The sequence below is a fragment of the Niveispirillum sp. FG148 genome (assembly GCF_057809655.1).
Genome location: NZ_JBMDKJ010000025.1, coordinates 33,873 through 52,578 on the forward strand (window position 1 = coordinate 33,873; position 18,706 = coordinate 52,578).

Here is an 18,706-nt window from a genome sequence, read left to right on the forward strand (position 1 = left end):
GTCGGCGTGTGAACAAGCGACATGCGCTTATGTTCATGACTTGTTCCGCGGAGGTGGCGGCGTTACCATCCGTCCGGTTTCCCGTTTCAAAGGTATGGTCACCTTGTCCTCCCTGCCGCTCGACCCGCTCTCCTTCCTGGCCGGTGCCGCTCTGGCGGCCCTGATCGTCAGCCTGTGGCTGCGGCAGGGGACGGCGGGGCTGCGGGCCGAACGAACGGCCTTGCTGGCGGAACGGGAGCGTGATCGGCACCATGCGGGGGAACTGCGGGGGGAACTGGCGCAGCGTGACGGGCTGCTGGCCGATCTGCGCCGGCAGCTGCAGGGCGAATCCGGCCGGCGGGCCGCGGCGGAAACCCAGGCCGTGCGCGTGCCAAGGCTGGAGGAGGCGCTGGCCGTGGCGCGGGACGAACAGGCGGAATTGCAGGCAGCCCTGGCTGAGGCGCGCACGGCGCTGGATCATGAGCAGCGCGCGCATGCCGACAAGCTGGCCCTGCTGGACCAGGCGCAGGCAAGGCTGGCCGATGCCTTCAAGGCGCTGTCGGCCGAGGCCCTGTCGGCCAATAATCGCGATTTCCTGACCCTGGCCCAGGCGCAGTTCGAAAAATTCGGAGAAAGCGCCAAGGGTGATCTGGAAAAGCGCGGGGCCGCCATCGACGCCCTGGTCACCCCCATCCGCGAGCATCTGTCGAAATTCGGAGAGGCGGTGCAGGGTATCGAACAGGCGCGCGTCGGCGCCTATGTCGAACTGAAGACCCAGATCGCGCACCTGATGGAAGGGCAGGGGCAGTTGCGGGCGGAGACGGGCAATCTGGTCAAGGCCTTGCGCAGCCCCTCCACGCGCGGCCGCTGGGGCGAGATCCAGTTGAAGCGTGTCGTGGAAATGGCCGGCATGCTGGACCATTGCGATTTTCACGAACAGGCCAGCGTCAATGGTGCGGACGGCAACCGCCTGCGTCCCGACCTGATCGTGCGCCTGCCGGGCGGCAAAAGCATCGTCGTCGATGCCAAGGCCCCGCTGGAGGCGTTCCTGGACGCCACGCACGCGCCTGACGATGAGACGCGGCAGGCGCAGATGGCCCGCCACGCCCGGCATATCCGTGACCATATGAAGGCGCTGGGCGAGAAACGCTATTGGGCGCAGTTCGACCCGGCCCCGGAATTCGTCGTGCTGTTCCTGCCGGGGGAGAATTTTTTCTCTGCCGCCCTGGAACAGGACCCCGGCCTGATCGAAGCGGGCATCGACCAGTCGGTGATCCCCGCCACGCCCACCACCTTGATCGCCCTGCTGCGCGCCGTCTCCTATGGCTGGCGACAGGAGGCGCTGGCCCGCAACGCCCAGGCCATCAGCCTGCTGGGCCGCGAACTGCATGAACGCCTGTCGACCATGGCCGACCATATGGCCAAGGTGGGCAAGGGGCTGGGTGGTGCCGTCAACAGCTACAATGCCGCCGTGGCGTCACTGGAAAGCCGGGTGATGGTCACGGCCCGCCGCTTCAAGGACCTGAAGGCCACCGCGGGGGACGAGCTGCCGGAACTGGCGCAACTGGACCAAGTGCCGCGCTTGCCGCTGCCCGAAGGGACGGAGATGTGATTGGTTGAGTGGTGGGCCGTTCTGACGGCCTTTCCCGGCGTGACTGTGTCACAGTCAGGAAATGGTGCAGGAAGAGTTGATCAAATTTGAATTTCGGTAATGAGAAATCCCAATATTTCGTAATAATCAGTCAAGATCGGATAAAAGATCAGCAGGCGGGGATGGAAGATCAGCTATTCCCCTACATGAGATGTTCGCTATTGATGATATAGCCTTTAAACCAGGATCGTCGGAGAAAATCTCCGTCGCATTGTTTACAGCGGCAATTGCTACGATCTGCAAATCAAATTTTATTCGATGCCGGCTTACTTGATTTCGCATGCCTTTCATACGTCCATTCCAATGCTGGCTCATGAGTGTAGCAACCTCAATCGCAGCTCGGTCGTCGAAGCCTACAATTCGGAAAACTGACAACTTGCGTATCGCCTCCAAATAAGAAGAAGCTGATACACCTGTATTAACCAATGCTTCAGCAAGAACTGGAGTCGGCAAAAGGAGCTTCGTTCCCCTCCTTGCCAAATCAGAAATCAACAGACGGATCTTTCCGGCAGCGTCCACCACAGGCTTTTCCGTGTTCGGGTCAATGGGAGCGGCCGAGTTCGGATTAATCAAATATGTGAAGACAGAGGTATCCAGCGCAATCACGATTCATCCTCGCTATTGCGAAGTTCCATCCAACTTGGCCCTTCACCAAATCCTCCCAGGGCGCGCAAACGTTCCAAGGCTTCTGGGAGGGGGGTATCATCCAGCACTTCCATGCTGGAAGCAGTAAAGCGTCCAAGTTCCCAGGTGCCAGACGGGGCTCTGGTCCAACTTCCATTGCCAGTTACCCTCAATGTAGAACCGAACAAGTGGCTTGCCATATCCCGTGCTAAGTGACGGCTAGTGGTGCCGCTCCATACGCGATCTCCATCGGCTAGATGGAAATGCACAGACCTATCTTTGCCGCCGATTCGGACCAGCTGCCCTTCAATTACAGTTACCTGTTGAAGGGGTCCGATGGCAGCAGCCAACAGCATCTTCCTTCCAGGGAACTCAATCACAGCGGCGTCACCTCCAGTGAGAATGCCGACAGCATTGTCCTGGCGTAATAAGTCGTTCAGTTTCGCGTTTGCTCGCTGGATATCAAGTGGCATATTGCCGGTACGAACCTGATCAACACGGCTATTAATCTTGGGGCGAGTGGGCTCGTCTGCCCATGCTAAAAGAACAGCGCTCCCCGCCTCTATCCGCTCGAAATGGAGGCCAGGCTCATCTCCCAATACCTTACTCAGTTCCGTCAGGTAAGCGACCAGTCGCCCCAAAGACAGGGTCTCAGGCGTAAGGGAGTCAATGGAGAAGCGATATTCTGCTTTCATGAAACTGGTTCCTTACGTACTGGCCAGATTATACGGCAGGAAACGATCTTCATGAACCTGAAAGTGCCCCTCAAATTCCAGCTCATGCGCAGAGCCAAGAAATTATGTCGCTTTGGGATGTAGGGCTGGTCCAGGACATTTCAAATGTCATAGCTATTTTCCGGGGCAAAGCATTTTTCACGAGCTTGCACCAAGAAAATGGCGGAGGGGATGAGATTCGAACTCACGATACGCTTTTGACGTATACCCGCTTTCCAGGCGAGCGCCTTCAACCACTCGGCCACCCCTCCGCACTGGATGGGCGCGGAACATAATCAGGTCGGTACGATCCCGCAAGCACTTTAATCACCCATTTTCACGCATGGCCGACCCACACCCGGCCATAAGGTCGTAAAGTACTGAATTATCGATATTTTCCAGGGTCAGCAGGGCGGCGTAGGCATCGCCGTCCAGGCCCAGAAGGCGGCAAAAGGCGGGTTCCGTCTTCATCCCCGCCGCTTTCAGGGCCCTGATTTGCGGGCGCAGCGGCGGGTGCAGGGCCAGCAGCCGCGCCTCTACCCGCATGTGGCGCCAGGCCATCTGGCGTTCCACGGGAACGGCCTGGACGAAGATTTCCACCGGCATGCCGTCCACGGTGAAGCCGGCCACCAGGGCGGGCCCGTCGGCGACATCGACCAGCCGCCACGCATAGCCCGATTCCCCGCCGAATTCCCTGTCCAGGTGTGGGACCAAAGTGCCGGGATCGGGGGCGTGGACCAGGATGTCGAGATCCGATCCCGGTACGGCGATGTCCAGGGGGAAGGTACCGGCCAGACCGGCATCAAACCCGGCCAGCCGGTCGAAAAGCCGGTGGCGGGTCAGCACGCCATGGGCGCGGCGCTGGTCGGCGCTGCCGCCCGCCAGCCGGGACCAGTCCCTGAAATCGGGCAGGCAGCCGGTATCAGCCATGGGCGGGCTTCAGCCGTTCCCCGAAAATGGCCGTGCCGACGCGGACCATGGTGGCGCCCAGGCGGGCGGCCAACTCGTAATCCCCGCTCATGCCCATGGAGACCTCTTTCAACCCGTGACGGCGGGCCAGATCGGACAGCAGGGCAAAATGGGGGGCCGGCTCCTCGTCGGCCGGCGGGATGCACATCAGCCCGTCGATGGTCAGGCCATGCACGTCGCGGCATTCGGCCAGGAACGCCGCCAGGTCGGTGGGGGCGATGCCGGCCTTCTGCGGCTCGGCCCCGACATTCACTTCCACATAAAGCCGGGGCAGGTGGCCGCGCTTGGCCTTCTCCTCGGCCAGGGCCGCTGCCAGCTTGGGCCGGTCCAGCGTCTGGATGACGTCGAACAGGGCCACGGCCTCCTTCACCTTGTTGGTCTGCAACGGCCCGACCAGGTGCAGTTCGATGCCGGGGAAGCGGTCGCGCAGGGCCGGGAACTTAGCCTTTGCCTCCTGCACCCGATTTTCCCCGAACAGGCGGTGGCCGGCCGCCAGCGCCGCCTCCAGTTTCTCCACGGGCTGCACCTTCGATACCGCGATCAGGCGCACGGCATCGGCAGGGCGGCCGGCGGAAAGGGCGGCGACCTGGATGCGGGATGTGATCTCGGCCAGGTTGGCGGCGACGTCGGTGGGGTGGTCGGTCATGGCTTGCCTGTCGGCTGGAAAATCGGGGTCGGGGCGGGGCTGCGGCCCCATCGGCCTTGTTTTCGCCCCATCACGCACGTAAAGCGGTTCGCACCCGCCCCGTCAATCCCGTGGATGGTGACCAAGTGCCCCGTTCGGTTTTCCGCCTGTCCCTCGCCCTGCTGCCGCTGCTGGCTACTGTGCCGGCGGGGGCCGCCACGACCGATTTTGACTGGCGTGGGATCGGACAGGCCGCCATCGTCCGATCGGGCGACGGGCATGATGCCTGGGGCGCCTATGCTGTGACCGGGGAAGGCAAGCTGACCACCGATGCCGGCCTGGGCCTGTCGCTGACCGGCACCGTCGGGTCGGGCGATTATCAGAAAAGTGCCGATCAGCCGGGCCGCAACGACCAGCTGACCTTGAACGAGGTCTTCATCACCGTCAATTCCGCCTGGGGCCGGGTGCGCATCGGGGACGAGGATGGAGCGGCCAAGCGGGCCGTCGATCTGTTGCCGCTGCTGGCCGGCGGGCAGATGGACGGGCTCTGGACGGAGAACCGGGCCATTGCTCCGCCCGTCACCTTCCTGGGCCGCGACAGCGACGATGCCACCAAGATCCTGTATGAGACGCCGCGTGTCATGGGTCTGCGCCTGGGCGTGTCCTATGCCGCCAAGCGCGACAGCGTGGTGGAGGATATCGCCAGAGAGACGCCAGGCGCACTGGACCGCGACCTGTGGGAATTCGGCCTGAATTACCAGGGTGACTGGCAGGCCTTCACCTATGAACTGGCCGCCGGCTATGTGAAGGCCGACAGCCGCAATCCGCTGCTGGGCGACACGGAAAGCCTGAAACTGGCCGGTCTTCTGACCTATGGCGGGTTCAGCGGCGGGGTGGTCTTTGTCGATGATGGCGACAGTGGCCGCCTGAAGGGCGACGACGCCAGCAGCACGACCCTGATGGGATCCTATGAGAACGGGCCCTATGGCCTGGCGCTGTGGTGGCAGTCGGTCGATCTGGATATCAGCCGCGATTATGATGCCTATGGTGCCGGCCTGTCCTGGCGCGTGTGGAAGGATGTGAGCCTGTCGCTGGACACCGTGCGCTATGAGGGCGGCCGGCGTGGCTGGACAGGCACGCTGGGCGCCGAGGCGCGATTCTGAGCGTCGGTCCGGCCCCGGCAGGATGGTGATTTTCCATCTCCCCAGCGAAATACTTGCCCTTCCATGTGAAATTCGCCCATCTACCGCGCTTGACCGCATGGCTGTGCCCGGTCAAAAGTCGCCGTCCAACCTTTTGCAACTCCTGTCAGGGGAAAAGCCATGTCTTCGGCCGAAGTGCCCGTTTCCAGCGCCCAGGTTTCCATTACGCTGCCCGATGGCAGCGTGCGGACCTATGCGCAGGGCACTACTGGGGCCGATGTGGCCGCCTCCATCGCCAAGTCCCTCGCCAAGGCCGCCATCGCGGTGAAGATCAATGGCGTGGTGAAGGATCTGGCGACGCCGCTGACGGCCGATTGCCGTCTGGAGATCGTGACGGAGAAGAGCGAGGCCGACGCGCTGGAGCTGATCCGCCACGATGCGGCGCATATCCTGGCCGAGGCGGTGCAGGAGCTTTATCCCGGCACGCAGGTGACGATCGGCCCTGCCATCGCCACGGGCTTCTATTATGATTTCGCCCGCGACATTCCGTTCACGCCCGACGATCTGGTGAAGATCGAAAAGCGCATGCACGAGATCGTGGACGAGAACCGCCCCTTCACGCGTGAGGAATGGGACCGGACGGAAGCCATCGAGCATTTCAAGTCGATCGGCGAGAAGTACAAGGCCCAGATCATTGAGGATCTGCCTGCGTCCGAGACGATCACCATCTATCGCCAGGGCCAGTGGTACGACCTGTGCCGTGGCCCGCACCTGCCCACCACGGGCCGGGTCGGCCATGCCTTCAAGCTGATGAAGGTGGCCGGCGCCTATTGGCGCGGCGATGCCAAGAACGCCATGCTCCAGCGCATCTACGGCACCGCCTGGCGGACCGAAAAGGAACTGGCCGAGCATCTGCACCAGATCGAGGAAGCGGAAAAGCGCGACCATCGCAAGCTGGGCCGCGAGATGGACCTGTTCCATGTGCAGGAAGAGGCCGTCGGCTCCGTCTTCTGGCACCCCAAGGGCTGGGCGCTGTACCGGACGCTGGAGAATTATATCCGCGCCAAGCTGATGACGGCCGGCTATGTGGAGGTGCGCACGCCGCAGCTCTATGACAGCAGCCTGTTCAAGGCGTCGGGTCACTGGGACCTGTATGGCGACAACATGTTCAAGGTCCGGGAATCCGTGACCGAAGACGGGGTGGAGAAGTATCTGGGCGTGAAGCCCATGAACTGCCCCGCCCATGTCCAGATCTTCCGTCAGGGTCTGAAGAGCTATCGCGACCTGCCGCTGCGCATGGCCGAATTCGGCAATTGCCACCGCAATGAGCCGTCGGGCGCGCTGCACGGTATCCTGCGCGTCCGCAACTTCACCCAGGACGACGCCCATATCTTCTGCACCGAGGATCAGGTCGGCCAGGAGGCGAAGGAATATTTCGCCCTGCAGTTGGGCGTGTACAAGGATCTGGGCTTCGACAAGATCGCCGTGAAGCTGGCGCTGCGCCCCGACAACCGTCTGGGCGACGACGCCACCTGGGACAAGGCGGAGGAAAGCCTGCGCGTGGCGCTGCGCGCCAACGGGCTGGAATTCGAGGAACTGCCGGGTGAGGGCGCCTTCTATGGTCCGAAGGTGGAATTCCACCTGACCGACGCCATCGGCCGGTCCTGGCAGTGCGGCACCCTGCAGCTGGACTTCCAGCTGCCCGAGCGTCTGGATGCCAGCTATATCGGCCAGGATGGCAGTCGCCACCGGCCAGTCATGCTGCACCGGGCCATCCTGGGCAGCCTGGAACGCTTCATCGGCATGATGATCGAACATTATGCCGGGAAGTTCCCGCTGTGGCTGGCACCCACCCAGGTGACCGTGGCCACCATCGTGTCGGATGCCGATGCCTATGCCGAAAAGGTGGCGGCGGCCCTGCGCAAGGCGGGTCTGCGGGTCGAACTGGACGTCCGGAACGAGAAGATCAACCTGAAGGTCCGCGAACATTCGCTCCAGAAGGTGCCGGTCATGCTGGTCGTCGGTGCCCGCGAGGCGGAGCAAGGCACCGTTGCCGTGCGTCGTCTGGGCTCCAATGCGCAGGAAATCCTTGCCCTGGACGCCGCCATTGCTAATCTGTCGGCAGAAGCCCGTCCGCCTGCGGAAGCGGCTTCGTCCGATTCAGCATTCTGATCCAGGCGTTCCGACCCGCCAGGGTCGGTCTTATTCCAGCGTTCCGACCCGCCAGGGTCGGAACGTGCAAGCCCAAAAAACGTTAACGGACGCGCCACCCCCTTCCCGGCAAGACGAAGCCGCGGGGTGGCCGTCCCAGGAAAACAGGAGAAGTTTCCATAGCCAGGCCCACCTCCCAGGACCGTGAACCCCAACGCGACGGTCCCCGCATCAATCGCGAAATCAATGTCCGTTCTGTCCGCCTGGTCGACGCCAATGGTGAGATGGTCGGTGTCGTCAGCCTGCGCGACGCCCTGTTCGCCGCGGAAGAGGCCGGGCTTGACCTTGTCGAGGTCAGCCCCAACGCCGATCCGCCCGTCTGCAAGATCCTCGACTATGGCAAGTACAAGTACGAGGCGCAGAAGAAGGCCAACGAGGCCCGCAAGAAGCAGAAGATCATCGAGGTCAAGGAAATCAAGCTGCGTCCGAACATCGACGAGCATGATTACGAGATCAAGATGAAGGCCATGCGCCGCTTCCTGGAAGAAGGCGACAAGGTCAAGGTGACCATGCGATTCCGTGGCCGTGAAATGGCTCACCAGGACATCGGCATGGCCGTGCTGGTCAAGGTCCGCGAGGCACTGGACGATCTGGGCAAGGTCGAACAGATGCCGAAGCTGGAAGGCAAGCAGATGATCATGGTGCTGGCGCCGCGCTGACCGGCCGCCGGACTCACGACAACTGGAAAAAGGGCCGTACCCGCCGGGTGCGGCCCTTTTTCTATGGTCGATCCCTGTCTGCACGAAGGTCGCCAGTCCGGTGATTTCCGGGAAATGATGAAACTAGCCTTATGCACATCTGGCGAGGACTTCTCCTGACGCTCACGGGATGTATGCTGTCCGGCACGAACTTTCCCGGCTGTTGCGCATCATGGAAAGGGGCGTCGATAAACGCCTCTCCCGCAGGGCATTCCCAGTTGTTTGCCGGTGGTTCATCAACAAGGGAGCGGAACGCATGCGCCTGTCGATGAAGATCCTCGCCCCGGTCGCCATCTTGTCCGCGGTCGCGCTGGCTGTTACAGCCGCCGCACTCTGGTCCAAGGCCCGCGTCAACGCCGCCACCGACGCCCTCAATCAGACAAACGCCGCAGCACTGGGCGCGGGCGAGTTGCGCTCCGTCAGCCGGGCCCTGCAGCGCGATGCCTTGAACCTGATCTTCGAACCGGCCGATGGCAGGGCGTCCATCACCGGGCGCTTCGATAAGCGGCTGGAGGCGATGGAGGCGGCTGTGGCGACCATGCGGACTCTGCAGACGCCCGTGCCGGACAGCAACCCCGCCAGCATTGCCAACGCCCAGGGCCCCGTGATCGCGGCCCTGCGTGAGGTGCGGGCATTGGCGCTGGATGGCAAGGTGGCAGAGGCTCACGCCCTGTTCCGGGAGAAGGTTCGCGCAGCGGAAAGGACGGCGTCGGAACAAGCCGATCCGTATATTACCCGGCTGGAGAAGGCGGTTGCCGGCCTGACCGCCGACCTGCATATGCTGGAGCGGCTGACCAGCTGGATGCTTTCGCTGACGGCGCTGGTGGGCACAATGGGCGGTATCGCCCTGTCGCTGGTGGTGGCCCTGCGGGGGGTCACCTCTCCCCTCAACCGCCTGATCGGGGCCATGGACCGGCTGGCGGCCAATGATCTGACGGTGACGCTGGCTGATACGGCGCGGGAAGACGAGATCGGCGCCATGGCGCGCGCCGTGGCCGTTTTCCGCGAAGGGATGGAACGGGCAGATCGCCTGGCGCGCGAACAGAAACAGGCGGAGGCCGCCGAGGCGGCGCGCCAGGCCATGCGCGACCGGCTGGTCTCCGAGTTCGTCGGCCGGATGGAGGCCATTGTCAACGATCTGGCGGGCAATGCCGACGGGTTGCAGGCGCAGGCGGGCAGCCTGCAAAGCGCGGCCACATCAGCGGCCCAGCGCACGGCCGACGCCGCCGTGGTTTCCAACCGCACCTCCGCCAATGTACAGACGGTGGCGGCCGCGACGGAGGAACTGGTGGCCAGTATCCGCGAGATCAGCCGTCAGTCCGCCCATGTCGCCGGCTTGGCGGGGGAGGGGGCGGAGGGCGCGCAACGCACGGCCAATGATATCACCGCCTTGGCCCAGGCTGTGGGACAGATCGGGGAAATCGTTGATCTGATCGACGGGATTGCGGCCCAGACCAACCTGCTGGCGCTGAATGCCACGATCGAGGCCGCACGGGCGGGAGAGGCTGGGCGCGGATTCGCCATCGTCGCGTCGGAGGTCAAAGCCCTGGCCACGCAGACTGCGTCGGCGACGGAGGATATCCGTCGACGTGTCGGTGGGGTGCAGAACGCCACGCAAGGGTCCGTGGCTGCCATTACCGGCATTGTCGACACCATTGAACGCATCCGGTCGATGACGGGGGCCATCGCCGCGGCTGTGGAGCAGCAATCGGCCGCCACGGCGGAGATCACGCGCAATGTACAGGCGGCGGCCGTCGGGACCGAAGATGTGCGCCAGGATCTGATGGGTATCAGCGAAGTTGCTGAAATGACGGGTCAATCCTCGTGCCATCTGTCCGGAACGGCGCATGGCGTCGCGGGGCAGGCTGCTGCCCTGCGCGGTGATGTGGAGGGTTTTGTCGGCAAGTTGGCGGCGGCGTGACCGGCCGGCCTATCGACGGCCGATGAAATCCCCCAGCCGTTCCAGCGTCAGGGCCGGTTCCAGGAACGGTCGCAGCGCCGGATTCAGGAAGATGACCGGCACGCGCGCCGCGCCCCAGCTATGGCACCAGTCTTCCTTGTAGGCATAGGTGCCGCCACCGAAGCAGAAGGTCATCTTCTCCCGGAAAGCGCGCTTGATCAGGTCGACCAGCAAGACCTTGGACGGGGAGTACGCGGCATAGGCCGGGTCGTATGAGACTATATAGTAGTAGTAGCGGCCCTTGTGGACGAAGCCCAGGCAGCCGGCGATCATCCGATCGTCCAGCATCAGCGTGGATGCTTCCAGCACACCGGAAGGGGCCAGACGGCCCATCAGATCGACCAGGAAATCCTTCCACTCGCCGCGACCGGCGTGAATGTGCTGGTCTCCGAATTTCTGTTCGTTCAGGGTGCAGATGGCGCGGGTGACGACGGCGACATCGCAACCCCGGTCAGGGGATCGGAATTCAAGCCGGCCCAGTTCGGCCAGACGGCGTTCGCAGCGCTCCGCATCGCGTACGGTGGCGTATTTGCGGCCACGCCGATAATCGCTGAAGCTCTCGCTGCGGGTTTCGATCTGGCCATATGAAACCGTGCCCAGCACCTTCATGGCGCCCGGCTCCACACTTTCCAGCAGGCCGACATAGGTGGGCGACGTTGCCCGCAGCGGCCCCAGGAAGACGATTTCAACCTTCATCAGATCGCGCAGGACGTCGATCAGCAAGGCTCGCGTCAGTTGCGTACAGATATCCCCCCGGACGGGAAACTCCACATAGGGGAAATAGGGGACGCCGAGCGGCCGGCAGGCCCGCGACACCCCGCCCGCATGTTCGATATTATAGATCGACAGGGGATAGATCGCGGCGGGAACGGTGGAACCCTCTTCGAAGAAGGCGACCACCAGCCAACCCGGCGGCTGCAGGCAGGAGACATAGGCCTGGACATAATCCCAACTGGTGAAGACCAGGGTATTTTCCGGCTGCGACATTGTCAGCCGCTGCCATCCGTCCCTGATCCTTGCCAGGGCCTCGGGCGTATTGATGATCTGGACGCTGAGTTTCATATCGATTCGGACAGGAAAGTGGGAACTGTTGCTGGAAACCCGCCAAGGTGCCGTGTTTGCCGGTGCAAACGGAATTCGCAGGGTCGATAACGCCCAGGATGCAAGGCAGGTTCACTACACTCGGCTCTGCAACTTCTCATAGTAGGCAAACTGTCACGCCGATCGTCACGCGATTATCCGGCCACACCCATCCGGATGTCGCGTAGGCTATTGGGATACGCAGGTCGGGTTCGGCTTGACCCGCATGTGACGGGCACGCCATGGTGGCCCCGGAACTGATCCCAGGATGTCCATGCCGACAGACCCACCTTCATGGCGCTACATGCGGCACCAGTCCATCTGGCTGGCGGATGATGGCTGGAGTGTGGAGGTCATTGATCAAACCGCCTTGCCAGCGCAGTGCCTGATGCGTCGCCTGACGTCCCCGGGAGAGGTGCTGTCGGCGATCGCGGCCGGCGTGGTCCAGGGGGCAGGTCTGGTGTCTGTGGCTGCGGCCTATGGTCTGGCACTGGCGGCGCGGCGCGACCCCGACATGGTCCCGATCATGACCGCTTGGCACGCCCTGGCGGCCAGCGACCCGCGCTGTCCGCGGCTGCGCGGTGTTCTGGACCGCATGCGGGAAGTGTTCGACGTGACGCCGCCGGGTGACCGGCCGCAGCGCGGCTATGTGGAAGCCGACGCCATCGCGGCAGAGGAACTGGCCGCCAATCTGGCCATCGGCCGTCACGCCATGGGACTGATGCGGCGAATCGGACCCGGCGGCGGGGGCGGTCGACCGCAGACCCTATTACTGCTGTCGGAACCAGGATGGCTGGGTGGCGTGGGCTGGGGCGCGGCGTCGGCCGGTCTGTTCCTGGCGCAGGAACAGGTTGATCTGCGTCTGGCCACCGGCGGTGTGCTGGGCGAGGATGTGGCGCCGCCGCATGTCATTACCGTCGGGCCGCTTGCGGCATGGGAAATGGTCGAAGCCGGCATTCCCCACAGTCCCGTCGATCTGGCCGGGGCGACCGACCTTGTCCAGCGCGGAATCGTGGAGCGCGTGTTCGTCGCGGCCATGCGCGCTTCACCCCGCGGCGACTGTCTGGTGCCTGCCGGATATCCCGATCTGGTGCGTGTTGCGCGGAAGGCGGGGGTGGCCATTCATGTCTGCCTGCCCTCGTCGGCCATCCAATGGCAGGCCATGACGCCGACGGCGCTGATGGCGCCGGGGCGGGAGATATTGCCGCTGACGCTGACCGACGGGTTCGTTACCGATCGTGGCCTGTGCGCTGCCGATCCATCGGCCCTGGCAGACCGGTTCCCCGATCATGACACGATGTTTGATGAGGAACTGCCCGCCGCCAACGACGCGTGAGGGCCATTCCGATCCGCTTTCTGCGCCATATCCGGGTGACCCGGCCGATCAACCGGGTCGCCTCCCGTCCAACCCTGGTGTTACGGCTTTGCCGGCGCGGATTTGGCGCGATAGATGTGAAGCTGTTCGTTGAAGCGGTCGGCGAAGATCTGCATGGCCGTGATCGTCAGATCATATTGCTGAATCAGGGCCATATATTCACGCACGGTGATCTTGGCCGACGTGGCCTTCACCAGCTTGTCCAGGCAGGCGTTGAACGCCTCGGACTCGGTGACATAGGTCTTCACGGCCACCTGGGCCTTGCGCATCTCCTCTTCCGTCGCCTTGGAACCATCGGGCAGGGTGCCCGGCGGCTTGGGGCGCGAACAACCGGGGGCGGCGGCCTGGGCGGCCTTGGCCTGGGCATCCTGCTGCTTGACGATATCGCCCATGGTCGGGGCGTTGCTCTGCGGCAGCGGGGCCGGGGCGGCGGCCGGGCGGGCGGGCTGTTCGGCCTGACGGACGATATCGCCCATGGTGGGGCCGACGGGGCGGTTATTGTCCTGGGTGGCGGCCAGGGCCGGCAGGGTAGCCAGCGACAGCGAGGCGGCGAACAGCGTACGGATCAGCGCGGACATGGACAGACGAACTCTCCGACGGAGATGAAAACCGGTGCGGTGGCGGAGTTACGCACAGCGCACGCCTGCTGGCAAGCGGTCGCAGGTGAAATGCCCTGCCATCGCCGCAAACCCGTGCTAAACAGCGGAAATCGGGTCTGGGAGTGGGTTCGGGAATGATCGGCGTTTTCGATTCGGGTCATGGTGGCTTGACGGTGCTGCGTGCCTTGCACCGGTCCCTGCCCGGTCATGATTTCCTGTATCTGGGCGACCATGCCGATGCGCCTTATGGCGATCGCACCCCGGAAGAGATTTATCAACTGACCCTGGACGGCGTGTCGCGCCTGTTCGATCGGGGGGCCGGGCTGGTCATCCTGGCCTGCAACACGGCGTCGGCCGTGGCGCTGCGCCGGTTGCAGCAGACCTGGCTGGACCAGGCCTGGCCCGACCGGCGCGTGCTGGGCGTGCTGGTGCCCATGGTGGAGGCGGTGACGGGTGTGCCCTGGATGGCCGATGTCGCCGCCAGCCGGCAGGCAGGCGAGGCGCGGACCATCGGCATCTTCGCCACCAGCCGCACCGTCGACAGCGGCGCCTACCCGCGCGAGATCGCGGCCCGCGCGCCGGAGGTGCGGGTGGTGCAGCAGGCCTGCCCCGGCCTGGTCCCCCTGATCGAGGCCGATGCCCCGCCGGCGCGGGTGGAAGATGCCGTCCGCCGCTATGCCGACGGGCTGCTGACGCAGTTGGACGGTCAGGCGCCGCAGGCGGTCATGCTGGGCTGTACCCATTATCCGCTGGTGGCCGACCTGTTCACGGCGGCCCTGCCATCGGGGGTGGAGGTGCTGTCACAACCCGATCTGACGGCCAAAAGCCTCGCCGCCTATCTGCAACGCCATCCGGAATTCGACCGGGTGGGTCGCGGCGATGTCGGCTTCCTGACCACAGGCGACAGCGGCCGCGTCACCGATCTGGCCACCCGCTTCTTCGGCAAGCCGGCACGGTTCGACCGGGTCAGGTGACGGATCGCTGGCCTGCGATGGTCATGGCGTCATTCTGCTGTGATAAGTGAAGGGGGCCGGACCCGGCCGTTCCCACCCATAGGGCCGCCATGACGAAGCTTCCCCTGTCCGTCTTCATCATCAGCCTGAACGAGGCCGACCGGATCGGGCCCGTCATCCAGGCCATCAGCGGCTGGGTGGACGAAGTGGTGGTGGTCGATAGCGGCAGCACCGACGGCACACCGGAACTGGCCCGGTCCCTGGGCGCGCGCGTCATCCACAATGACTGGCCCGGCTATGGCCCGCAGAAACGCTTTGCCGAGGCACAGTGCCGCCATGACTGGCTGTTGAACCTGGACGCCGACGAGGTGCCGGTGCCGGAACTGGCGGCGGAAATCCGCGCCCTGTTCGCCGCCGGCCCGCCACCGCACCAGGGTTATCGGATCCAGACGGTGATGACCCTGCCCCACCAGCAACGGCCGCACCGTTTCGCGCCCCGGCACAATTACATCCGCCTGTACGATCGCCGCCACGGCCGTTTCGCCGACAGCACGACCCATGACGCGGTGCAGATGCACAGCGGCACCGTGTCGGCCCTGCGCTCGATCATCGTGCATTATTCCATCCGCAACCATGCCGACCTGATCGCCAAGCTGAACCGCTATTCCACCGCCCAGGCCGAAGAGATCGTGGCCAGGGGAAAGGCGAAGCGGTACGGCGCCCTGCGTTCCATCACTGAATTCCCGATCAACCTGTTCCGCTATTTCTTCCTGAAGGGCTATTGGGTGTTCGGGCTCTATGGGTTGGAACTGGCCGCCATCATCGCCTTCTTCCGCTTCGCCCGCGTGGCGAAAGTACGGGAAATGAAAAAATAGCCCCTTGAACGGCGCTGCCGCCACCCTACATCTGGCGCATCCGGGCCCCTCTGGCAGCCGAGGCGTCGGCTGTGATGTCGGATAGAACCCTCGTCGCTGACGCAAGCACTCGACTGGTCACCAGGAGGCGCTCCCATGGAGCTGCTCACCGCGATCATGCTCGAGCCGGTTCTGGGCAAGGCCCTCTGGCTCTGGCTTGTTTTCATTTCCATTGTCATCGCCCTTCTCGTCTTCGATCTGGGTGTCCTGAACAAGAAGGACCACGAGATCGGGGTGAAGGAGAGCCTGGTCCTCTCCGCCCTTTACATCGCCATTGCCGCAGCTTTCGGCGGCTGGGTCTGGTGGTATCTGGGTCCTGTGCCGGGCATGCAGTATTTCACCGGCTTCGCCTTGGAAAAGGCGCTGGCGATGGACAATGTCTTCGTCATCTCCCTGATCTTCGGCTATTTCGCCATTCCCCGCCTGTATCAGCACCGCGTGCTGTTCTGGGGCATCCTGGGCGTCATCATCCTGCGCGGCATCATGATCGGCGCCGGTGCGGCCCTGGTCACCGAATTTGACTGGCTGCTTTATATCTTCGGCGGCTTCCTGATCCTGACCGGCCTGAAGATGCTGTTCATCGCCGACAAGGATGACAAGAAGCTGGACGACAATGCCATGGTCCGCTTCCTGCGCCGTCATCTGCGCGTCACGGATGGGCTGCATGGCAATGCCTTCTTCGTGAAGGCGCCCGATCCCAAGACGGGCCGGGTTGTGCGCTGGGCCACGCCCCTGTTCCTGGCGCTGCTGATGGTGGAATTCGCCGATATCGTGTTTGCGGTGGACAGCGTGCCGGCGATCTTCGCCATCACCACCGACCCGTTCATCGTCTATACCAGCAACATCTTCGCCATCCTGGGCCTGCGCGCGCTTTACTTCGCGCTGGCCGCCATGGTCCATCGCTTCCATTACCTGAAATATGCGCTGGCCGTGGTGCTGGTGTTCATCGGCGGCAAGATCTTCTGGAACCAGGTCTATGGCAAGCTGGACCCCGCCATCTCCCTGTCCGTGACCTTCGGCCTGCTGGCCACGGGCGTGCTCTACTCGCTCTACAAGACGCGTGGGCAGCAGACGGTTGCCTGACGCAGAAAGGCCCGCCGATCCGTAAGGATCGGCGGGCCCTGCGTTTGATGCTTCCTCACCCGCGCAGCAGCGGGTTCAGCCAGCGCATGAAGCGGCCCGTCAGGCGCAGGGGCGCATCGGTGAAGGCCAGGCAGATGCAATCGCCGTCATCATCAGCCACAGGCCGATGGTCGACGCTGGGGTCGGTGGCGGCGAAATCACCACGCAGATAATGGCCGCCCGCATCGGAGAAGCCGCCCTGCAGCACCAGGGTGAATTCATCGCCGCCGTGGGTGTGCTGGGGCATGCCCATGCCCGACCGGATGCGCATCATCCGCACCGACCCGCCGCGACAGGCGATATCGGCCTCCTGCAGGCCGGGAATGGTGCGGCGCCAGCGCACACGGTCCAGATCGCCGCCGAGATAGGATCGCAGCGGTTCCGGCATCACGGGGCGCGGGCCGGGCGCCGTGCGCGGCCGCCTGCGCGGGATGGCGGGAACCGGATTATCCAGCCGGGCCAGCACGCCGGACAGCAGATCCTCGCTGATGGCGGCCGTGTCACCGCCCGTCAGCAGGGCGCCCCCCACCTCTTCCAGGCGCGCCACCTCTGCCCGGCATTGGGGGCACAGGGCCAGATGGGTGGCCAGCACCAGCGACACGCCTTCGTTCAGCGTACCGGCGGCATAGGCCAGCAGCAGGTCGTTATCGGGGTGGTGATGGGGATGATAGCTTGTCATGCCGGCTCTCCCAGCCTGTCGCCGTCCATGGCCTTGCGCAACCGGGCGAGCGCCAGGCGCAGGCGGGATTTCACCGTGCCCAGGGGCAGGCGCCGTTCGGCGGCGATGGCGCTGTGCGCCTTGTCCTCGAAATAGGCCATCCTCAACAAATCCGCCTGTTCGGCCGGCAGTTCCCGGATCGCCCGGTGCAACAAAGCCGCCCTTTCTTCCACCATGATCATCTCTTCGGCCCCGTCCGCTTCGTCCGGCACCAGGGCCGGGTCGTCGGGGTCGAAGCTGGGACGCCGGTCACGCCGCAGCCGGTCGATGCGCCGGTTGCGGGCGATGGCGTAAATCCAGGTGCCGGCCGCCGCCAGCGTGGGGTCGAACTGCTCGGCCCGTTGCCAGACGGTGACCATCACATCCTGGATGGTCTCCTCCGCCGCGCCGGCATCCATCCCCGCACGCAGCAGGAATGATTTCAGGCGCGGGGCGAAATGATGGAACAGGGTGACGAACGCCTGACGGTCGCGCTGCCGCGCCACGCGCAGCAACAATCCGTTCAGCCGGTCGACCTCGGCGGTGTCAGCCATCTCCGCGGTCATGTCCGGGGGCGGTATCCTTTGGGTAACAAGAACGGCACCGGCGCCGGCCTGCTGGCCGCGCCGCACCTTTCCGATTGCCCTCGGACTATAGAGGCCACTCTGTCCCATGCCAACCAGTACGAATGATGGGGCGGATCGGATCACCGGCAAGGGTGCGATTTTTTTGGGACTTCGTTTGCCCGGCCATTTCGGTTAAAGGGGAAGGGGTAATCGTGGCAACAGATGAACCGGCAAGGCCCCATGCGAAACCCGCTCTGGCAGATGATCCGGCTGACGGCCCTGGCCCTTCCGGCCCTGGTGCTGCTGTCCGGGCCTGCGCTGGCGGCCCCGCAGGAACCGAAGCTGATCGGCATCTTCCGCGACTGGAACGCCTTCATGCTGGACGAGGCGTCCGGGCCTGTCTGCTGGATGGTGTCGCGGCCCAAGAAGCAGGAAGGCGATTTCACCAAGCGTGGCGATGTCTTCCTGCTGATCACCCACCGCCCGGCGGAACGCAGCTTCGATGTGGTGAATTTCATCGCCGGCTATCCGTTCGCCGACCGCAGCGAGGTGCAGGTCCAGATCGGCAAGCAGAGCTTCAAGCTGTTCAGTGAGGGGGAACAGGCCTGGGCCCGGGACGAGGCGACGGACAGGGCCATTGCCCAGTCGCTGCGCCAGGGCTCCACCCTGGTCATCCGCGGCACCAGCCTGCGCGGCAGCCGCACCACCGACACGTTCAGCCTGGCCGGCAGCGGCGGCGCCTATCAGGCCATCGGTTCGGCGTGTGAGGAACGGCTGCGGCAATTGCAGCCTGTGACGCAGTAATACCTGTCCCGATGATCGGAACCG

At 64.2% G+C, this 18,706-nt stretch carries 18 protein-coding genes and 1 tRNA gene; 10 read left to right on the forward strand and 9 right to left on the reverse strand.

Translation table 11 applies throughout. From position 1 onward, the window contains the following. Window positions 1-103 precede the first annotated feature (103 nt). Window positions 104-1,591, forward strand: a complete 1,488-nt coding sequence (rmuC, locus tag ACODTW_RS21370; RefSeq protein ID WP_488948109.1) for a DNA recombination protein RmuC — start codon at window positions 104-106, stop codon at window positions 1,589-1,591. Between the two features lie 126 nt (window positions 1,592-1,717). On the opposite strand, the gene ACODTW_RS21375 is transcribed toward rmuC, so the two are convergent. The 5 genes from ACODTW_RS21375 to ACODTW_RS21395 all read right to left on the reverse strand — a co-directional run bounded on the left by ACODTW_RS21375 (window position 1,718) and on the right by ACODTW_RS21395 (window position 4,582). Next, complete coding sequence (locus ACODTW_RS21375; RefSeq protein WP_488948110.1) at window positions 1,718-2,236, reverse strand: type II toxin-antitoxin system VapC family toxin; 519 nt, start codon at window positions 2,234-2,236, stop codon at window positions 1,718-1,720. After that, window positions 2,233-2,949, reverse strand: coding sequence for a hypothetical protein (locus ACODTW_RS21380; RefSeq protein ID WP_488948111.1), 717 nt, complete (start codon window positions 2,947-2,949; stop codon window positions 2,233-2,235). Before ACODTW_RS21380 ends, ACODTW_RS21375 begins: the two co-directional genes overlap by 4 nt. A 199-nt stretch (window positions 2,950-3,148) precedes the next feature. Beyond that, a tRNA-Ser gene (locus tag ACODTW_RS21385) sits at window positions 3,149-3,239 on the reverse strand. 55 nt (window positions 3,240-3,294) lie between these two features. Then, window positions 3,295-3,897: a DUF4269 domain-containing protein gene (locus tag ACODTW_RS21390; RefSeq protein WP_488948112.1), complete on the reverse strand. Its 603-nt coding sequence runs from the start codon at window positions 3,895-3,897 to the stop codon at window positions 3,295-3,297. Further along, window positions 3,890-4,582, reverse strand: a complete 693-nt coding sequence (locus ACODTW_RS21395; protein WP_488948113.1) for a YggS family pyridoxal phosphate-dependent enzyme — start codon at window positions 4,580-4,582, stop codon at window positions 3,890-3,892. Before ACODTW_RS21395 ends, ACODTW_RS21390 begins: the two co-directional genes overlap by 8 nt. Before the next feature lie 125 nt (window positions 4,583-4,707). Here ACODTW_RS21395 and ACODTW_RS21400 point away from each other — a divergent pair, with 125 nt between their 5' ends. From ACODTW_RS21400 to ACODTW_RS21415, 4 genes are all read left to right on the forward strand, one after another. After that, on the forward strand, window positions 4,708-5,724 hold the full coding sequence (locus ACODTW_RS21400; protein ID WP_488948114.1) for a porin: 1,017 nt from the start codon (window positions 4,708-4,710) through the stop codon (window positions 5,722-5,724). A 159-nt stretch (window positions 5,725-5,883) separates the two neighbouring features. Then, window positions 5,884-7,875 (forward strand): threonine--tRNA ligase, encoded by a 1,992-nt coding sequence (thrS, locus tag ACODTW_RS21405; RefSeq protein WP_488948115.1) that lies wholly within the window; start codon window positions 5,884-5,886, stop codon window positions 7,873-7,875. Between the two features lie 158 nt (window positions 7,876-8,033). After that, entirely contained in the window at window positions 8,034-8,573 is a 540-nt protein-coding gene (gene infC, locus ACODTW_RS21410) for a translation initiation factor IF-3 (RefSeq protein ID WP_488948157.1), read from the forward strand. Window positions 8,574-8,868: 295 nt separating this feature from the next. Further along, window positions 8,869-10,533: a methyl-accepting chemotaxis protein gene (locus tag ACODTW_RS21415; RefSeq protein ID WP_488948116.1), complete on the forward strand. Its 1,665-nt coding sequence runs from the start codon at window positions 8,869-8,871 to the stop codon at window positions 10,531-10,533. A gap of 9 nt (window positions 10,534-10,542) precedes the next feature. On the opposite strand, the gene ACODTW_RS21420 is transcribed toward ACODTW_RS21415, so the two are convergent. Beyond that, complete coding sequence (locus tag ACODTW_RS21420) at window positions 10,543-11,634, reverse strand: GNAT family N-acetyltransferase (RefSeq protein ID WP_488948117.1); 1,092 nt, start codon at window positions 11,632-11,634, stop codon at window positions 10,543-10,545. A 286-nt stretch (window positions 11,635-11,920) separates the two neighbouring features. On the opposite strand from ACODTW_RS21420, the gene ACODTW_RS21425 reads away from it, so the two are divergent. Further along, a complete protein-coding gene (locus ACODTW_RS21425) occupies window positions 11,921-12,988 on the forward strand; it encodes a translation initiation factor eIF-2B alpha/beta/delta subunit family protein (protein ID WP_488948118.1) in 1,068 nt (355 codons plus the stop codon). 80 nt (window positions 12,989-13,068) lie between these two features. On the opposite strand, the gene ACODTW_RS21430 is transcribed toward ACODTW_RS21425, so the two are convergent. Next, a complete protein-coding gene (locus ACODTW_RS21430; RefSeq protein WP_488948119.1) occupies window positions 13,069-13,605 on the reverse strand; it encodes a hypothetical protein in 537 nt (178 codons plus the stop codon). A 155-nt stretch (window positions 13,606-13,760) separates the two neighbouring features. Here ACODTW_RS21430 and murI point away from each other — a divergent pair, with 155 nt between their 5' ends. The 3 genes from murI to ACODTW_RS21445 all read left to right on the forward strand — a co-directional run bounded on the left by murI (window position 13,761) and on the right by ACODTW_RS21445 (window position 16,576). Continuing rightward, entirely contained in the window at window positions 13,761-14,600 is an 840-nt protein-coding gene (murI, locus tag ACODTW_RS21435; protein WP_488948120.1) for a glutamate racemase, read from the forward strand. Between the two features lie 89 nt (window positions 14,601-14,689). Beyond that, window positions 14,690-15,454 carry a glycosyltransferase family 2 protein gene (locus ACODTW_RS21440; RefSeq protein ID WP_488948121.1) on the forward strand — a complete coding sequence of 255 codons (765 nt, stop codon included), beginning with the start codon at window positions 14,690-14,692 and terminating at the stop codon, window positions 15,452-15,454. A 135-nt stretch (window positions 15,455-15,589) separates the two neighbouring features. Next, window positions 15,590-16,576, forward strand: a complete 987-nt coding sequence (locus ACODTW_RS21445; RefSeq protein ID WP_488948122.1) for a TerC family protein — start codon at window positions 15,590-15,592, stop codon at window positions 16,574-16,576. A 55-nt stretch (window positions 16,577-16,631) separates the two neighbouring features. Here ACODTW_RS21445 and ACODTW_RS21450 read toward each other — a convergent pair whose 3' ends face one another. Both ACODTW_RS21450 and ACODTW_RS21455 read right to left on the reverse strand, forming a co-directional pair. Beyond that, window positions 16,632-17,294 (reverse strand): ChrR family anti-sigma-E factor, encoded by a 663-nt coding sequence (locus tag ACODTW_RS21450; RefSeq protein WP_488948123.1) that lies wholly within the window; start codon window positions 17,292-17,294, stop codon window positions 16,632-16,634. Continuing rightward, entirely contained in the window at window positions 17,291-17,866 is a 576-nt protein-coding gene (locus tag ACODTW_RS21455) for a sigma-70 family RNA polymerase sigma factor (RefSeq protein WP_488948124.1), read from the reverse strand. Before ACODTW_RS21455 ends, ACODTW_RS21450 begins: the two co-directional genes overlap by 4 nt. A gap of 252 nt (window positions 17,867-18,118) precedes the next feature. Here ACODTW_RS21455 and ACODTW_RS21460 point away from each other — a divergent pair, with 252 nt between their 5' ends. Further along, entirely contained in the window at window positions 18,119-18,682 is a 564-nt protein-coding gene (locus tag ACODTW_RS21460) for an invasion associated locus B family protein (RefSeq protein ID WP_488948125.1), read from the forward strand. Window positions 18,683-18,706 lie beyond the last annotated feature (24 nt).

Coding starts and splice junctions, on each gene's coding strand:
- ACODTW_RS21380 (WP_488948111.1), bottom strand. CDS start 2,949: ATGAAAGCAGAATATCGCTTCTCCATTGACTCCCTTACGCCTGAGACC.
- ACODTW_RS21390 (WP_488948112.1), bottom strand. CDS start 3,897: ATGGCTGATACCGGCTGCCTGCCCGATTTCAGGGACTGGTCCCGGCTG.
- ACODTW_RS21395 (WP_488948113.1), bottom strand. CDS start 4,582: ATGACCGACCACCCCACCGACGTCGCCGCCAACCTGGCCGAGATCACA.
- thrS (WP_488948115.1), top strand. CDS start 5,884: ATGTCTTCGGCCGAAGTGCCCGTTTCCAGCGCCCAGGTTTCCATTACG.
- ACODTW_RS21415 (WP_488948116.1), top strand. CDS start 8,869: ATGCGCCTGTCGATGAAGATCCTCGCCCCGGTCGCCATCTTGTCCGCG.
- ACODTW_RS21420 (WP_488948117.1), bottom strand. CDS start 11,634: ATGAAACTCAGCGTCCAGATCATCAATACGCCCGAGGCCCTGGCAAGG.
- ACODTW_RS21425 (WP_488948118.1), top strand. CDS start 11,921: ATGTCCATGCCGACAGACCCACCTTCATGGCGCTACATGCGGCACCAG.
- ACODTW_RS21430 (WP_488948119.1), bottom strand. CDS start 13,605: ATGTCCGCGCTGATCCGTACGCTGTTCGCCGCCTCGCTGTCGCTGGCT.
- murI (WP_488948120.1), top strand. CDS start 13,761: ATGATCGGCGTTTTCGATTCGGGTCATGGTGGCTTGACGGTGCTGCGT.
- ACODTW_RS21440 (WP_488948121.1), top strand. CDS start 14,690: ATGACGAAGCTTCCCCTGTCCGTCTTCATCATCAGCCTGAACGAGGCC.
- ACODTW_RS21445 (WP_488948122.1), top strand. CDS start 15,590: ATGGAGCTGCTCACCGCGATCATGCTCGAGCCGGTTCTGGGCAAGGCC.
- ACODTW_RS21450 (WP_488948123.1), bottom strand. CDS start 17,294: ATGACAAGCTATCATCCCCATCACCACCCCGATAACGACCTGCTGCTG.
- ACODTW_RS21455 (WP_488948124.1), bottom strand. CDS start 17,866: ATGGCTGACACCGCCGAGGTCGACCGGCTGAACGGATTGTTGCTGCGC.
- ACODTW_RS21460 (WP_488948125.1), top strand. CDS start 18,119: ATGCGAAACCCGCTCTGGCAGATGATCCGGCTGACGGCCCTGGCCCTT.